14 protein-coding genes are annotated in these 15147 nt (G+C 62.9%); 2 read left to right on the forward strand and 12 right to left on the reverse strand.

What is annotated here, in order from left to right:
* Positions 1-9: 9 nt before the first annotated feature.
* The 4 genes from FN060_RS03600 to FN060_RS03610 all read right to left on the reverse strand — a co-directional run bounded on the left by FN060_RS03600 (position 10) and on the right by FN060_RS03610 (position 4754).
* The gene (locus FN060_RS03600; protein WP_077547869.1) at positions 10-708 is read right to left on the reverse strand and encodes a phosphatidylserine decarboxylase; all 699 of its coding nucleotides are present in this window, start codon (positions 706-708) and stop codon (positions 10-12) included.
* A gap of 123 nt (positions 709-831) precedes the next feature.
* On the reverse strand, positions 832-960 hold the full coding sequence (locus tag FN060_RS23355; protein WP_268877001.1) for a hypothetical protein: 129 nt from the start codon (positions 958-960) through the stop codon (positions 832-834).
* A 13-nt stretch (positions 961-973) separates the two neighbouring features.
* Positions 974-2863, reverse strand: a complete 1890-nt coding sequence (locus tag FN060_RS03605) for an ABCB family ABC transporter ATP-binding protein/permease (RefSeq protein ID WP_142586903.1) — start codon at positions 2861-2863, stop codon at positions 974-976.
* Positions 2864-3002: 139 nt separating this feature from the next.
* A complete protein-coding gene (locus FN060_RS03610) occupies positions 3003-4754 on the reverse strand; it encodes an Ig-like domain-containing protein (RefSeq protein WP_142586904.1) in 1752 nt (583 codons plus the stop codon).
* A 162-nt stretch (positions 4755-4916) separates the two neighbouring features.
* Here FN060_RS03610 and FN060_RS03615 point away from each other — a divergent pair, with 162 nt between their 5' ends.
* A complete protein-coding gene (locus tag FN060_RS03615; RefSeq protein WP_142586905.1) occupies positions 4917-5525 on the forward strand; it encodes an LOG family protein in 609 nt (202 codons plus the stop codon).
* Between the two features lie 27 nt (positions 5526-5552).
* On the opposite strand, the gene rarD is transcribed toward FN060_RS03615, so the two are convergent.
* The gene (gene rarD / locus FN060_RS03620; protein ID WP_142586906.1) at positions 5553-6464 is read right to left on the reverse strand and encodes an EamA family transporter RarD; all 912 of its coding nucleotides are present in this window, start codon (positions 6462-6464) and stop codon (positions 5553-5555) included.
* A 137-nt stretch (positions 6465-6601) separates the two neighbouring features.
* On the opposite strand from rarD, the gene FN060_RS03625 reads away from it, so the two are divergent.
* Entirely contained in the window at positions 6602-7477 is an 876-nt protein-coding gene (locus FN060_RS03625) for a protein-L-isoaspartate O-methyltransferase family protein (protein WP_142586907.1), read from the forward strand.
* Here the strand turns inward: FN060_RS03625 and cimA are convergent, their stop codons facing one another.
* The 7 genes from cimA to purF all read right to left on the reverse strand — a co-directional run bounded on the left by cimA (position 7478) and on the right by purF (position 15141).
* Positions 7478-9094: a citramalate synthase gene (gene cimA / locus FN060_RS03630; RefSeq protein WP_142586908.1), complete on the reverse strand. Its 1617-nt coding sequence runs from the start codon at positions 9092-9094 to the stop codon at positions 7478-7480.
* 36 nt (positions 9095-9130) lie between these two features.
* Positions 9131-10093, reverse strand: a complete 963-nt coding sequence (gene pip, locus FN060_RS03635; protein WP_142586909.1) for a prolyl aminopeptidase — start codon at positions 10091-10093, stop codon at positions 9131-9133.
* A 147-nt stretch (positions 10094-10240) separates the two neighbouring features.
* A complete protein-coding gene (locus FN060_RS03640; RefSeq protein WP_210310722.1) occupies positions 10241-10723 on the reverse strand; it encodes a GFA family protein in 483 nt (160 codons plus the stop codon).
* Positions 10720-11202: a GFA family protein gene (locus tag FN060_RS03645; RefSeq protein ID WP_142586910.1), complete on the reverse strand. Its 483-nt coding sequence runs from the start codon at positions 11200-11202 to the stop codon at positions 10720-10722. Before FN060_RS03645 ends, FN060_RS03640 begins: the two co-directional genes overlap by 4 nt.
* Entirely contained in the window at positions 11199-12584 is a 1386-nt protein-coding gene (cysS, locus tag FN060_RS03650) for a cysteine--tRNA ligase (protein WP_142586911.1), read from the reverse strand. Before cysS ends, FN060_RS03645 begins: the two co-directional genes overlap by 4 nt.
* 215 nt (positions 12585-12799) lie before the next feature.
* The gene (locus FN060_RS03655; protein ID WP_142586912.1) at positions 12800-13540 is read right to left on the reverse strand and encodes an SDR family NAD(P)-dependent oxidoreductase; all 741 of its coding nucleotides are present in this window, start codon (positions 13538-13540) and stop codon (positions 12800-12802) included.
* 98 nt (positions 13541-13638) lie between these two features.
* Positions 13639-15141: an amidophosphoribosyltransferase gene (gene purF, locus FN060_RS03660; RefSeq protein ID WP_077547049.1), complete on the reverse strand. Its 1503-nt coding sequence runs from the start codon at positions 15139-15141 to the stop codon at positions 13639-13641.
* Positions 15142-15147: the final 6 nt, after the last annotated feature.

A 15147-nucleotide genomic window follows, 5' to 3' on the forward strand; every position in this document is an offset into this window, starting at 1 on the left:
CCTCTTGCTTTAGCTGCGGCGGCTGATGGTCGGACCCTTGATCGAGCCGAATTCGGCAATGACGGTCTCGCCACCATAAGTCATCTGGCCGACGGAAACACGCGGCTGCGCCGTCGCCGGCAGCAGGACATCGAGACGGGAGCCGAAGCGGATGAGCCCGAAGCGTTCGCCGGCGTTGAGCGGCTCGGTCGGCTTCACCCAGCAGACGATGCGGCGCGCGACGAGGCCGGCGATCTGGACGACGCCGATCTTGCCGTGATGCGTCTCGATGACCATCCCGTTGCGCTCGTTGTCTTCGCTCGCCTTGTCAAGTTCGGCATTGATGAATTGGCCCGCCCGATACTGGATCTCCGTCACCTGTCCGCGCATGGGGGAGCGGTTGATGTGGCAGTCGAAGACGTTCATGAAAACGGAAATGCGCAGCATTGGCTCGCTGCCGAGATTGAGTTCAGCTGGCGGCACCACCATCTGGACGGACGAGACGCGGCCGTCTGCGGGACTCAGAACGAGATCGTCATCCTGCGGCACGACGCGTTCGGGGTCACGGAAGAAATAGGCGCACCAGAGCGTCAGCACGAGGCCGATCCAGAACAGCGGCTCGGCAATCCAGCCGAGGATCAGCGATGCGATGAAGAAAGCCGCAACGAAAACGTAGCCTTCCTTATGGATCGGCACGAGCGTATTGCGAATGGTGTCGAACAGATTGATCAACCCGGATCTCCTCAAGATGTCAGCTTTCGCTGACTACAGGCAAACAGTTTGGGGGGCAATGCGGTTCCGCCGCATCCACCGGGGACATGGATCTGCGTATCGGATGCGCCTGCATGGCCCTCATTGTGGATCGACCCATCCAAGCCAGGTCGTGAGCGCCAGCAGCGGCGAACCGTAGAAGATCAGCACGAGCGCATAGGCAAGCGCGACGGCGCCGGCAATCATCATCCGCTTGGTCGAATATCTCATCCTATCCGGCCCTTCATTCTGCCGCGGGAGCGCCGCGAGCGATAACGCCCATGTCGTCGCTCTCCCGGACCTTCCTCAGCTGTTCTTCGGCCTGCGTTGCCTCACGCTGGCGGTTCCACATGGAGGCATAGAGCCCGTCCTGGGCGAGCAGGTCTGCATGGGTGCCGCGTTCGGCTATGCCGCCGTCGCGTAGCACGATGATCTCATCGGCATTGATGACCGTGGACAGCCTGTGGGCGATCACCAGCGTCGTCCGGTTCTTCGACACGACGTCCAGCGCCGCCTGTATCTCATGCTCCGTCGTGGTATCCAGCGCGGAAGTCGCCTCGTCGAGGATGAGGATCGGCGGAGCCTTGAGGATCGTCCGGGCAATTGCCACGCGCTGCTTTTCGCCGCCCGAAAGCTTCAGTCCCCGTTCGCCGACCATCGTGTCGTACCCATGCGGCAGGCTCTCGATGAACGTCCCGATTTGCGCCACCTCGGCAGCGGCGGTGACCTCATCCTCGGTTGCCCCCGGGCGGCCGTAGCGGATGTTGTAGGCGATGGTGTCGTTGAAGAGGACCGTATCCTGCGGCACCATCCCGATCACAGCCCGAAGCGACTTCTGGGTCACTCCGCGGATGTCCTGACCATCGATGGTGATGGCGCCCGCCTGGACGTCGTAGAAGCGGTAGAGCAGGCGCGAGATCGTCGACTTGCCGGCACCCGAGGGCCCGACGATCGCGACCGTCTTTCCGGCCGGCACCTCGAACGAGATGCCCTTGAGGATCGGCCGTTCCGGATCATAGGAAAAGTGGACGTCGCGGAAGGCGAGGGCACCCTGGCGGATCTGCAACGGCTGGGCGTCCGGCTTGTCGACCACTTCCGCCTCGACCTCCAGGAGGTCGAACATCTGCTCGATATCTGTCAGCCCCTGGCGGATTTCGCGGTAGACGAAGCCGATGAAGTTGAGCGGCACGGAAAGCTGCAGCAGCAGTGCATTGACGAAGACGAAATCGCCGATGGTCTGCTCGCCCCGCTGGACGGCCATGGCAGACATCACCATCATCACCGTCATGCCGAGGCCGAAGATGACGCCCTGGCCGAAGTTGAGCCAGCCAAGCGAGGTCCAGACCTGTGTTGCCGACTTCTCGTAGCGCGCCATGGAGGCATCGAAGCGCCGTGCTTCCATCTCCTCGTTGCCGAAATACTTCACGGTCTCGAAGTTGAGGAGCGAATCGATTGCCTTGGTATTGGCGTCCGTGTCGCTGTCGTTCATCGACCGGCGGATGGCGATGCGCCAATCGCTCGCCCGCACCGTGAACCAGACATAGGCCCACACTGTCACGGCGGTGATGGCGACGTAGGAGAAGCCGTAGCTCAGCCAGAAGATCACCGCGGTCAGCAGGAACTCGATGAAGGTGGGCACTGAGTTGAGAATGGTAAAGCGGACGATGGTCTCGATGCCCTTCGTGCCGCGCTCGATGATGCGCGACAGGCCGCCGGTCTTGCGCTCCAGGTGGAAGCGCAGCGACAGCTTGTGCATGTGCACGAAGGTCTTGTAGGCGAGCTGCCGCACGGCATGTTGGCCGACGCTGGCGAACAGCGCATCGCGCAACTGGTTGAGGCCCACCTGGAATATGCGGGTGAGGTTGTAGGCGATCACCAGCACGACGGCGCCGAGAAGGAAGGCCGGCAGTATACCGGCCATGTCAAGTCTGCCATTCAGTGCATCAGTGGCCCACTTGAAGAAGTAGGGGACCCCGAGCAGGACGAGCTTGGCGAGAAACAGGAAGACGGTTGCCCAGATCACGCGGCGTTTCAGGTCGCCGCGCCCGTGTGGCCACATATAGGGCCACAGGTTCACCAGCGTCCCAAGCGGATTGCTGGAATCCGCCGAAACGGTCTTCTTTGCTATTGCCATCTAAGTCTCCGGAGGGCGGCTTCCGCCTGTTGCGGACTTAAGGTGCGGGCACAGGCGATGCAAGAGGACGCGACCGGGAGCGGGTCTGTGCAAGGCCGGAAAGGAAATGTCCCGACCTTGAACATATCAAGGTCGGGGGTTAGCGCTGCTGCTTCTGCAGGCGCTTGCGGTGCAGTTCTTCCGCATCCGGGAGCGCCTCGTCCGGCACGCCGAAGATCTGGCCGGGCTCGATCAGGTCCGGATTGTTGATCTGGTCCTGGTTGGCGAGGTAGATCGTGGTGTAGCGGACGCCCTGGCCGTAGACCCGCCGTGAAATCTGCCACAGCGTGTCGCCGCGGCGGATGATGACGGAATTCCGCGCCTGCGTCAGCGGTGCCTGCTCAATGGTCTTAGGGCCTGTCGCCGCCGCCTGTTCGGAGGCTCCGTTACCGATGTCACCACTCTCGGCGATCACCGGTCCTACGGCGGCTTCGATTGTTGAAGCGAGCTCGGGAAGCGCAGTTCCGACAGCCTCTGGCTGAGCCGGAAGGCCATCGATCGCCGCTAGCGCCTCGCCGGCCTGTCTTGCGGCTTGGTCGACTATGTCGCGCGCATCCGCGCTTGCCCCGGCCGGCAGCCGGTATTCGGATAGCGACTTGAGCGCGATGACGGTGCCTGACCGTGCCGCGGCGAGTTCTTCCGCGGAGGGCTGCCTTCCGTTCTCATAGAGTCCCTTCAGCAGGGCGAATGCCCGTGCTGCTTCGTTGCGAAGTTTGTCGAAAGCGCCGTCATCGATCGCCGAGACCGAGCCTGGGCCATTCTGCCCGGCTACGGCCGCGACCTGGGCACCAGCCGGCCGGTTGAACGGAACCTCGACGCGAAGCGCGGTCTTGCCTGCGCCGTCCATCAGTTCGACCGCGATCGTATGATTGCCGACCGGCAGATCGATGACACCCTCGATGACGAAGTTGCCGTCATTCGTGGCCTTGGCCCGCCCGACGGTCTGGTCGTTGGCAAAACCGAGAAGGGAAGCGCCGGAGGGGGCGCGACCGGCGATGAACAGGCGGCTGCCTTCGATCTCGACGGCGCTGATCTGAATATCGGCCACAGGAGTCTGAGCACGGGGCGATTCGGGCGCGGCGGCCGGAAGGGTCGGTGAGATCGGTGGCGCCGTAGCAACGAGGTCGGAGGCGGCGCCGGGCAGTTCGGGAAATGCAGGCGACGCGTTGCCGGTATCGACGGACGCTAAATCCGTATCCGTGTTGCCCGCTGCCGGAACGTTTATCAGGCGGCTGGCCTTGCCCGGCTTGGTGACCATGGCGAGCAGCTTGCCATCCTCGGTTTCCGGTACCGAGACGGTCGCTGTTTCATCAGAGAGTACCGTCTCGCCATTCTTGCCGGTCGCGCGCAGGACCAGTTGATGGTCGCCGGCCGGCAAGGGCTGATCGAGCACAATCGCGAAATCTCCGCTTGGGCCTGCCTTGATGGCGGCGATGATCTTGTCGCCGGCTGCGACCTCGACCGTCGCATCGGGTTCAGCACGGCCGGCGATCACGGTGGACCCGTTCGGCTCGACACGCAGGACATCGAATGCGGGTGCGGCGGAAGTTGCGGGTGCCTGCGATGCCGCCTCGGGGACGGGAGCAGAGGCAGGCGGCTGTGGGGCGTCGGCAGGGGTGGCAATCGGCGGCGCCGAGGCGACGTCGGTCGAGGCGCCCGTCGCCGGTGCAGCGCTTCCGATCTCCGTCTCCTGTTTCTGGGTCACCGCCTCCTTGACCATCTCGCCGGCTTCGTTGATCTTGTCGGTGAGTTGCTGGCCTTCGTCGGAGATCCTGGGCAGCACGAAGAAGACCATCAGCAGCGTCGCGACTGCGAGTACGGAAAGAGCCAGCCAGCCGGCGCGGTTTCTCATGTTCATTCGTCTCCGGGCGGATGTGCCACCAGTTCGGATTACCCGTTTCCTACTGGCTTAACAAGCTTTTCGCTCTTCGCGGGCTTGCCGTTCCGGCCGTTTCCCGCCACTTTTGCAGATGACCGCATTCGCGGCTCGCTCTCATGTTCGTTTCTGGAGTCGATGGTGTCCATTCAGTCAATCTGCGTCTATTGCGGTTCCCAGCCTGGCCGCGACCCTGCCTACATAGCGGCCGGCCACGCGCTCGGAAAATCGATCGCCGCCCACGGCCTGCGCCTCGTCTATGGCGGCGGTACCAAGGGCATCATGGGCGCAGTCGCCGCAGGCGTGCTAGCCAATGGCGGGCAGGTGACAGGTATTATACCAGAGTTTCTCGTGGATATGGAGGCCACCCGTCATTCTCTCGGCCAACTCGACGAACTGATCGTCACGGAGGACATGCATGCTCGCAAGCACGCCATGTTCGAACGTTCGGATGCGTTCGTTACCCTTCCGGGCGGCATCGGCACTCTTGAGGAGATCGTCGAGATCATGACCTGGGCGCAGCTTGGCCGGCACGAGAAGCCGATGGTCTTCGCCAATATCGGCGGCTTTTGGAATCCGATGCTCGATCTCGTCGACCACATGCGGGAGCAGGGGTTCATCCACCGCGCGCACCTCGTCCAGCCTCTGGTCATCGATGATGTCGAGGACATCGTACCCGCGATCCTGGATCGGGCCAGCGACGTCACCCTGACCCCTGGGGAGGAAGCGGTGATTTCAAGGCTCTAGGGAAGCATTGGTCCCCAGGTTGGGTCCTCAGTTGCCGCGGGCCTGCATCAGCATCGACCAGCTGTAGATGGCGAGCGCCGACCAGATCAGAACGAAGGCGCCGAGCTTCACCATGCTGAGCGGCTCGTGGAACACGAAGACCGCGATCAGGAAGATCATGGTCGGCGCGATATACTGCATGATGCCGATGGTCGAGAGCCGGAGCAGCTTTGCGCCATTGGCGTAGATCATCAGTGGTCCCGCGGTGATGACGCCGGTCGCCGCAAGAAGGAGCGTGTCCGACGTGCTGGAGTGGATGAGATGCCCGCTGCCGGACATTTCTGCATAGACGATGTAGGCGAGGGCGAACGGCGTGAGGATCAGCACCTCGAGGAAGAAGCCCTGGTTTGGCCCCACGGGAAGCGTCTTGCGGAAGAAGGCATAGAACCCCCAGCTGACCGTCAGGACCAGCGAAGCCCAGGGAAGCCCTCCGGCGTCGTAGGTCAGGATCGCGACAGCGACGACCACCAGGGCGATCGCGACGAGTTGTACGGGCTGCAGGCGCTCCTTGAGCAGCGCGGCCGCCAGGAAGATGCTGAACAGCGGGTTAATGAAATAGCCGAGCGCGGTGTCCAGCGCGCGATCGACCGAGATCGCCCAGACATAAACGCCCCAATTGACGGTAATCAGCGCCGCGGTCAACCCAGCCATCATAAGCGTCCGCGGAGACCGGAACGCAGCCTTCAGCTCCGATGTCCGGCGCAGGATCAGCAGCACGATCCCAGCGACCGGAACTGACCAGACCACCCGGTGCGCCAGGACTTCGAAAGGCGACATGTGTGCAACCGCCTTCATGTAGATCGGCAGGAAACCCCACAGCAAATAGGCCGTCAGCGCGAAGGCGAAGCCGCGGGCGGAATCCTCGTTCTCGGCCGGGGCGGGCGCGTCTGTGGTGGCCATGGATGTTTCCGATCGTCTTTTCTGCTTATGGTTGCCATCTACTCCTCACACCAAGAAGGAACCAATTCATTTGCGTGAAGAGTTGATCGAAGTCATGAATTCCAGGCAGTCGCCATGCCAGCAAAACAGGAGGCCTCATGAAATTCGAAGAGCAGCCCCCTCATCGCCAGCTATTTGCGCGGCAGGTGCTCGCGAAGGCTGGGGTGGCCAACGACCCTCGCCTGCTCGATGCTCTGGCATCCGTCGAACGGGAGCCTTTCTTCGGACCTCCGCCGTGGTTCTACAGTGATTTCTCGACCTACCGCGAACTGGCCTCGCACGACCCAGTCGTTCTCTACCAGGACATGCTCGTGGCGCTGGATCCGGCGCGCCACGTCAACAACGGGGTCCCCTCCCTCCACGCCGGTGCGCTGAACCAGCTGGGAGTTCGACCGGGGGAACGGGTCGCCCATCTCGGCGCCGGGACCGGTTACTACACTGCGATACTCGCTGAACTGGTCGGGCCGTCAGGTCATGTCACCGCCGTTGAGTACGACGGGGAGTTGGCCGGCAAGGCAGCAGGGGCCCTCCATAACCGAGCCAATGTCACGGTCATTCACGGTGATGCCCTAGTATTTCCGCAAGCGGCTGTCGACGTCGTCTATGTCAACTTCGCGCTGGACCATCCGGCTGCGGCCTGGGTCGATCAACTTGCGCCCGGCGGTCGCCTCCTGTTCCCGCTGGGGATCCCGGCCCGTAGTGCCAACGGGGAGCAGTTGCCGTTTACGAGCATGGCCGGGTTTCTCCTGATCGACCGGCGCCCGGCAGGCTACGGTGCCCGCTTCCTGCAGCCGGCGTCTTTCGTGTTTGCCGAAGGGCAAGAGCCGCCGCCGGCCAGCCGTCGGGAGGGCCTGGAGGCGGCCTTCCGGCGCCGCATCGCGGACCAGGTGCGGCAGTTGCGGTGGCGCCGTCCGCCGGAGGACGACGAGTGGTATTCGGAAGAGGGTTGGGGCCTCTCGAAGCGCGAGCCGTAGCTATTCCGCTGCGATCCGCCCCGCCATGTGGCGGTTCTTCATCAGCTTGTAGACGATCGAATCGGTCAGTGCCTGGAAAGAGGCGTCGATGATGTTTTCCGACACCCCGACCGTCCACCAGCGCGTTCCGTCGCCATCGGTCGATTCGATCAGCACGCGCGTGATGGCGGCAGTGCCGCCGTTGAGGATACGCACCTTGAAGTCGGCGAGGACGAGGTCGGAAATCTCGGCCTGATATTTTCCGAGATCCTTGCGCAATGCCAGGTCGAGCGCGTTTACCGGGCCGTCACCCTCGGCGACCGACATGACCTGCTCGCCATCGACATCGAGCTTCACCACCGCTTCCGAGACAGTCTTGATGCGGCCATTGGCGTCGAAGCGTCGCTCCACCATCACCCTGAAGCTGTCGACGGTGAAGAATTCCGGAATGGTGCCCAGCGTCCGGTGGGCGAGAAGCTCGAAGCTGGCGTCGGCACCCTCATAGGCATAGCCGGTTGCCTCTCGCTCCTTGACGACGGAAATCAGCAGGTCGAGCTTCGGGTCGTCCTTGCCAACCTCGATGCCGCGTCGCTTCAGGGCATTGATGAAGTTCGACTTGCCGCCCTGGTCGGAGACCATCACCTTGCGGAAGTTGCCGACGCTTTCAGGCGCCACGTGTTCGTAGGTTCTTGGGTCCTTGAGCAGTGCGGAGGCATGGATACCGGCCTTCGTCGCAAAGGCGGAGGCGCCGACATAGGGTGCCTGATGGTTCGGCGACCGGTTCAGCAACTCGTCAAAGGCATGGCTGAGATTGGTGAGCCCCTCAAGCCGCACCGCGTCGATCCCGGTCTCGAAGCGGCTGGAATAGCCCTCCTTCAGCGACAGGGTGGCGATCAGCGTCACCAGATTGGCGTTGCCGCAGCGTTCGCCGATGCCGTTCAGCGTTCCCTGGATTTGCCGACAGCCCGCCTCGACGGCGGCGAGCGAGTTGGCGACCGCCTGGCCGGTATCGTCATGGGCGTGGATGCCGAGGGATGATCCCGGAATGCCTACTGCGATGACCGCGCCGACGATCTCCCGAATCTCTGCCGGCTGGGTGCCGCCATTGGTGTCGCAAAGCACGACCCAGCGCGCCCCCGCCTCGTAAGCCGTCCTTGCGCAGGAAAGCGCATAATCGGGATTTGCCTTGTAGCCGTCGAAGAAATGCTCGCAGTCGACCAGTGCTTCCTTGCCAGCGGCTCGTGCCGCCTCGACGCTCTCCTGGATCGACTGAAGGTTCTCCTCGTTGGAGCAGCCGAGGGCGACGCGGACATGGTAGTCCCAGCTTTTTGCGACGAAACAGATCGCGTCGCTGCGAGCCTGCAGCAGCGTTGCAAGTCCAGGGTCATTGGAGGCGGAAACGCCGGCCCGCTTGGTCATCCCGAACGCGACAAAGCTGGCCCTCTGCGTCCGCTTATCCGAAAAGAAGGCGGTATCGGTCGGATTGGCCCCGGGATACCCGCCTTCGACATAATCGAGACCGAAATTGTCGAGCATGGCCGAAATCGCAATCTTGTCCTCGACGGAAAAATCGACGCCTGGTGTCTGCTGCCCGTCCCGGAGCGTCGTGTCGAAGAGATAGATGCGTTCCCGCGTCATGTGCCGTCCTCCGCCGCCTGTTGCGGCCATTGAACCCTATGCCGTCTTTCCGGCGAACCGGTCCGTCGCCCTGATCAGCTGGTCGGTGATGCCCGGTTCGAGATAGGCATGGCCCGCACCTTCTACGATGTGGAAATCAGCCTGGGGCCAGGCCTTGTGCAACTGCCAGGCATATTTCAGCGGGCAGGGCATGTCGTAGCGCCCGTGAATGATGACGCCCGGGATATTCTTGAGCTTGTGCGCGTCGCGCACGAGCTGACCTTCCTCCAGCCAGCCCGCATGCACGAAATAGTGGTTCTCGATGCGGGCGAAGGCGATTGCGTAGTCGGGGTCGTGAAACTGCGCGGAATAGTCCGGATTCGGCAGGAGGGTGATCGTCTCGCCTTCCCAGGTGCTCCAGGCAAGGGCGCATTCGCGCTTCTTCGCCTCGTCATCCCCCGTAAGGTACTTGCGATAGGAGGCCATCAGGTCGCCGCGCTCGGCTTGCGGGATCGGCGCAATGAAGCGCTCCCACTTGTCGGGAAACATCTCCGAAACGCCGAACTGGTAGTACCAGAGGAGTTCGGCGCGGGTCAGCGTGTAGATGCCGCGAAGCACAAGTTCCGTCACCCGTTCCGGATGCGTTTCCGCATAGGCAAGGGAAAGCGTCGAGCCCCACGAGCCGCCGAAGACCTGCCAGCGCTCCACGCCCATCATCTCGCGCAGCTTCTCCATGTCGGCGACGAGGTGCCAAGTCGTATTGGCCTCCAGCGATGCATAGGGCGTCGATTTTCCGCAGCCGCGCTGGTCGAACAGCAGGACGTTGTAGAGTACCGGATCGAAGAGACGCCGGTTGCCCGGCCCGAAGCCGCCACCAGGGCCGCCATGCACAAATACGGCAGGTTTGGCGCCTCGCGTGCCGACGCGCTCCCAGTAGATCGAATGGCCGTTACCAACATCGAGATGACCTGACTCGTAAGGCTCGATTTCCGGGTAAAGGGTGCGAAGGACCTGCGTCATGTCTAAGCTCTTTTGGAGGTAAGGTACCCGGCACTGTTCAGCCGAGGAATGCGTAAGCGAGGATGGCGGCAGTGATCAGCGTCACCAGCAGGCCTTTTCCAATCAGCCCGTAGAGCAGCCATTTCGGCATCTTGTTCGGGTTGTCGGTCATGGCTTGTCTCCTTCGGGCCAAGTCTCGGTATCGTGGTCGGGATGCTGGTAGGAGACGATCTCGGCGAGAAAGGGCGCTGCTTCGATATCATCCGTTGTGTGACGTTTCGGCAGCTCGTGCAGCCGATCCACGAAGCCCAGCTTCCCCTCGGTGCCGTACTGAATGGTCGGTGGAAGCCCTGACGGATCGTCGAACGCCCCTGTCGCGATCGCCACGCCCTCGGCAGCCTCGTAGGTGAGGGGAGTGCCGCACCCTGGGCAGAAGCCGCGCTTGACGTGGTTCGACGACTGGAAATGCTTGGGCTCACCGCGGGTCCACGCGAGTTTCGCTTCACCGATATCGATCAATGGTGCGTAAAAGGCTCCGAAAGCCTTCTGGCACATGCGGCAATGGCAGATCGAGGACCCCTTGACCTGCCCGGTGATCCGGAAGCGGGTCGCACCGCACTGGCACCCGCCGGTGTAAACGGGAATTGTCATGAGCGTCCCTCCGATGACCACTTGTCCGTATCGTGATCGGGATGCTGGCGGCTGCTCGCTGCAATGTCGGCATCGTCCTCTGCCGATGTGTCCATGCGCTCGTCGTGGGGCAACGTGTCGAGCTCGCCGAACCACCGCATCTTGCGAACGAGGTTCGTCTGCAGTTCAGGCTTCACGCTCTCCGGATCATCCAGCGAGCCCAGCGTGATGCTGATATGGTCGTGCCCGCCGTCATAGAAGAGCGGCGTTCCGCATTGTCGGTAGAAGCCACGGCGGACGGTGGCGGAGGACTGGAACCAGGTGGGCTCGCCGCGGGTCAGCGTGAAGTTCTCGTACTTCACGCCTCCGAACGGCATGAAGTAGTTTCCTGCCGCCTTCTGGCACATGCGGCAATGGCAGACATGCGGAAAGCCGATCTCGCCCTCCGCGCGGTACCGTACGGCGCCGCATTGGCAGCCGCCCATGTGAACCTGCGTCATCTCCTGACCTCCCAGGTCGTGACCCGTTCTCCACTCGCCGGGTCCTTGCCGTCCTTGAGCTGGATGCCCTTGGCTGACAGATCATCGCGGATCTTGTCGGCCTCGGCAAAATTCTTCGCCTTCAGCATTTCAAGCCGCATTTCGACGAGCGCATCGACGGCGGAGGCGACCGCCTCGTCGATTTCCGTCTTTTTCGGAACGACGCCAAGAAGGGCGGCGCTCGCTGCGAAGGCAGGCAACTTGGACGGATCAGCTTTGGCGGCATGAGCCAGGGCATGGAGTTCCTGCACTGCTGCAACCGTGTTCAGATCATCCGAAAGCGCATCGAGGATCGTCGGATCGGGTTCGCCTTCGAACGCCTCCGGAATAGGCCACTTGGCGATCAAACGCTCCGCCTCCTCCAGCCGCTTGACCGAGAAATCAATCGGCTCCCGGTAGTGGGTCATCAGCATGGCGAGCCGCAGCACCTCTCCGGGCCACTGGCGCCCGCCAAACTTATCCGTGTGCAGGAGGTCATGGATGGTGATGAAGTTGCCTTCCGACTTCGACATCTTGCGGCCTTCCACCTGCACGAAGCCGTTGTGCATCCAGACATTCGCCATCACGTCCGTGCCGTGGGCGCAGCGTGATTGGGCAATCTCGTTCTCGTGGTGCGGGAAGATCAGGTCCAGCCCGCCGCCGTGGATGTCGAAAACCTCGCCGAGATAGCGGCCGCTCATGGCGGAGCACTCAATATGCCAACCGGGCCGACCGCGGCCCCAAGGGCTGTCCCAGCCCGGCTCGTTCTCGGAGGAAAGCTTCCAGAGCACGAAGTCGCCCGGGTTCTTCTTGTGCGCGTCGACGGCGATGCGGGCGCCGGCCTGCTGCTCGTCGAGCGGGCGCTTCGAAAGCTGGCCGTAATCACTCATCGACTTCGTATCGAACAGCACTTCGCCACCGGCCACGTAGGCGTGGCCCTTGGCGACCAGCCGCTTGATGATCTCGATCATCTGCGGGATGTTGTCGGTTGCACGCGGCTCGATGTTCGGTTCGAGGCAACCGAGAGCCTTCGCGTCTTCGTGGAACTGGGTCTCGGTCTTTTCCGTCACGAGCCGGATCGCCTCGTTCAGCGGCAGTCCGGGATGGTCGCGCAGAGCCCGTGCGTTGATCTTGTCGTCGACGTCGGTGATGTTGCGGGCATAGGTGACGTGATCGGCACCATAGACATGGCGCAGCAGGCGGTAGAGCACGTCGAAGACGATCACCGGTCGCGCATTGCCGATATGGGCATAGTCGTAGACCGTCGGGCCGCAGACATACATGCGGACATTCTTCGCGTCGATCGGCCGGAACTCGGCCTTCTCGCGGGTCAGTGTATTGTAGAGCTTGAGCGCAACGCTCATCGAATTCTCCTGACAGCAAGCCGCCGGCGGGACCGGGTCGTTTGTCTTCAGGCTTTTCGAGAGACGAAAACGGCCGGGCCAGCGCGGTGCGCTAGCGAATAATGATCCCGCAAATGGAAATCGCCGTTTTCATGCGTGTGTTATGGCGCGCGGCGAGGCGACGGTCAAGGCAGTCGGAGGCAAGTATTGCGCTCCGGCCGCCCCTGCCGCAACGATCATTCCGGCATGCGGTAGTCGACGAACCTGTTCTCGCGCACCACGAAGAGCCGCCCGGTCTCCTTCATCTCCGGAGAGGCGAGGGGCAGGATGGCCTGCGCCACATCTGAAGGATGTGGAAGCGTGTTCGGGTCTTCGCCCGGCATCGCCTGTGCACGCATGGAGGTCCGCGTCGCGCCCGGATCGATGGAGTTGACGCGCAGAGCCGTTCGCTGCTGTTCGGCGGCCCAGGTTCTGGCCAGTGCCTCGACGGCCGCCTTCGACGCGGAATAGGCGCCCCAGAATGGCCGGCACTTGTGGGCCGCGCCGGAGGAGAGGATCAGCGCCCGTCCGGCGTCCGATTTCAGGAGCAGCGGCTCGACGGAGCGGATCAGCCGCCAGGTGGCCGTGACATTAGTCAGCATCACCTTCTCGAACACTTTCGCTTCGATATGCCCGATCGGCGAGATCACGCCCAGGATGCCGGCATTGGCAACGAGGATGTCGAGCTTGCCCCAGCGTTCGAAGATCGACCCGCCGAGCTGGTCGATGGCCTGCAGGTCGGTCAGATCGAACGGTACGAGCGTGGCGGATCCGCCTTCGGCCTTGATTGCATCGTCCAACTCTTCCAGTCCGCCGACGCTGCGGGCGCAGGCAATGACATGCGCCCCCGCCTTTGCCAGTTCCAGTGCGGTGAAATAGCCGATGCCGCGCGAAGCGCCGGTCACCAGAGCGATCCTGTCCTTCAGGTTGATCGTCATGTGCTGTCCCGTTTCCTGCCGCGGCAAGGAAAGAGGCCGCGTTGCCGCAGCCTTCTAGTGCCTTTGGGCTCAGATGGAAACAGGCGAGTTGCCGCGGTTCAGCCGTTGCTGGCGAGCATCGAGACCTTGTTGCCCATGGCTTCGCCGTTCTTGTCGAGGAGCCGGGTGGGGTAGTCGCCGGTGAAATAGTGGTCGGTGAACTGCGGACGGGCCGGATTGCGCGGCTCGCCGCCAACGGCGCGGTAAAGTCCGTCGATCGACAGGAACTGCAGCGAATCGGCGCGGATGTATTCGCACATCGCCTGCAGGCTGTCATACTGGTTGGCGAGCAGCTTGTCGGCGTCCGGCGTGTCGATGCCGTAGAAGTCGGGATAGTAGATCATCGGGCTGGCAACCCGGATATGCACTTCCTTCGCACCGGCATCTCGGATCATCTGGACGATCTTCAGCGAGGTGGTTCCCCGCACGATCGAATCGTCCACCAGCACGACACGCTTGCCCTCGATCATCGCCCGGTTGGCGGAGTGCTTTAGTTTTACTCCGAAGGCGCGGATCTGCTGCGTCGGCTCAATGAAGGTGCGGCCGACATAGTGGTTGCGGATGATCCCGTATTCGAACGGGATGCCGCTCTGCTGAGCATAGCCAAGCGCCGCTGGCGTGCCGCCATCGGGCACGGGGACGACGACATCGGCCTCCACCGGCGCTTCCTTGGCGAGGTTCATCCCCATGTTCTTGCGCGCCACATAGACGCTGCGTCCGCCGACCACCGAGTCCGGCCGTGCGAAGTAGACATATTCGAACAGGCAGAGGCGTTCCGGCTGCTGGTTGCCTGCCTTGCGCGCGTCGATCTCGATCGAGCCGTCCGGCTGGACTTCGCAGATGATGACCTCACCGTTCTCCACGTCGCGGATGTACTTCGCGCCGATGATGTCGAGCGCACAGGTCTCGGAGCAGAAGATCGGCTTGCCGTCCAACTCGCCCATGACCAGCGGCCGGATGCCGGTCGGATCGCGGGCGGCGATCAGCTTGGTCCGGGTCATCGCAACCATCGAATAGCCGCCCTCCATCTGCCGGATCGCGTCGATGAAGCGGTCGGCCGTCGAGGTATAGCGCGAGCGGGCGATGAGGTGGAGGACGACTTCCGTGTCGGAGGTCGACTGGCAGATGGCGCCGCCGGCGATCAACTGGCGACGCAGCGTCAGGCCGTTGGTAAAGTTGCCGTTGTGGGCAATCGCAATGCCGCCCACCTCGAGTTCGGCGAACAGCGGCTGGACGTTGCGCAGCGCCACTTCGCCGGTGGTCGAATAGCGGACGTGGCCGATGGCGATGGTGCCGGGCAGTTTCGCGAGGGTGACCGGGTCGGTGTAGTGGTCGCCGACGAGGCCCATGCGGCGTTCCGAGTGAAAGCGCTGGCCGTCGAAGGAGACGATGCCGGCTGCTTCCTGGCCGCGGTGCTGCAGGGCGTGCAGACCGAGTGCCGTCAGTGTCGCTGCTTCGGGATGGCCGAGAATGCCGAAGACGCCGCATTCCTCGTGAAGCGTGTCACCGTCGAGATCACCACGAAGGTCATCTGCGGTTGTCTGCGAAACCGGCTCGTTCATCTGCTG

The organism is Pseudorhizobium halotolerans (assembly GCF_902153235.2).
In the GTDB taxonomy this organism is placed as follows: Bacteria; Pseudomonadota; Alphaproteobacteria; order Rhizobiales; family Rhizobiaceae; genus Neorhizobium; species Neorhizobium flavum.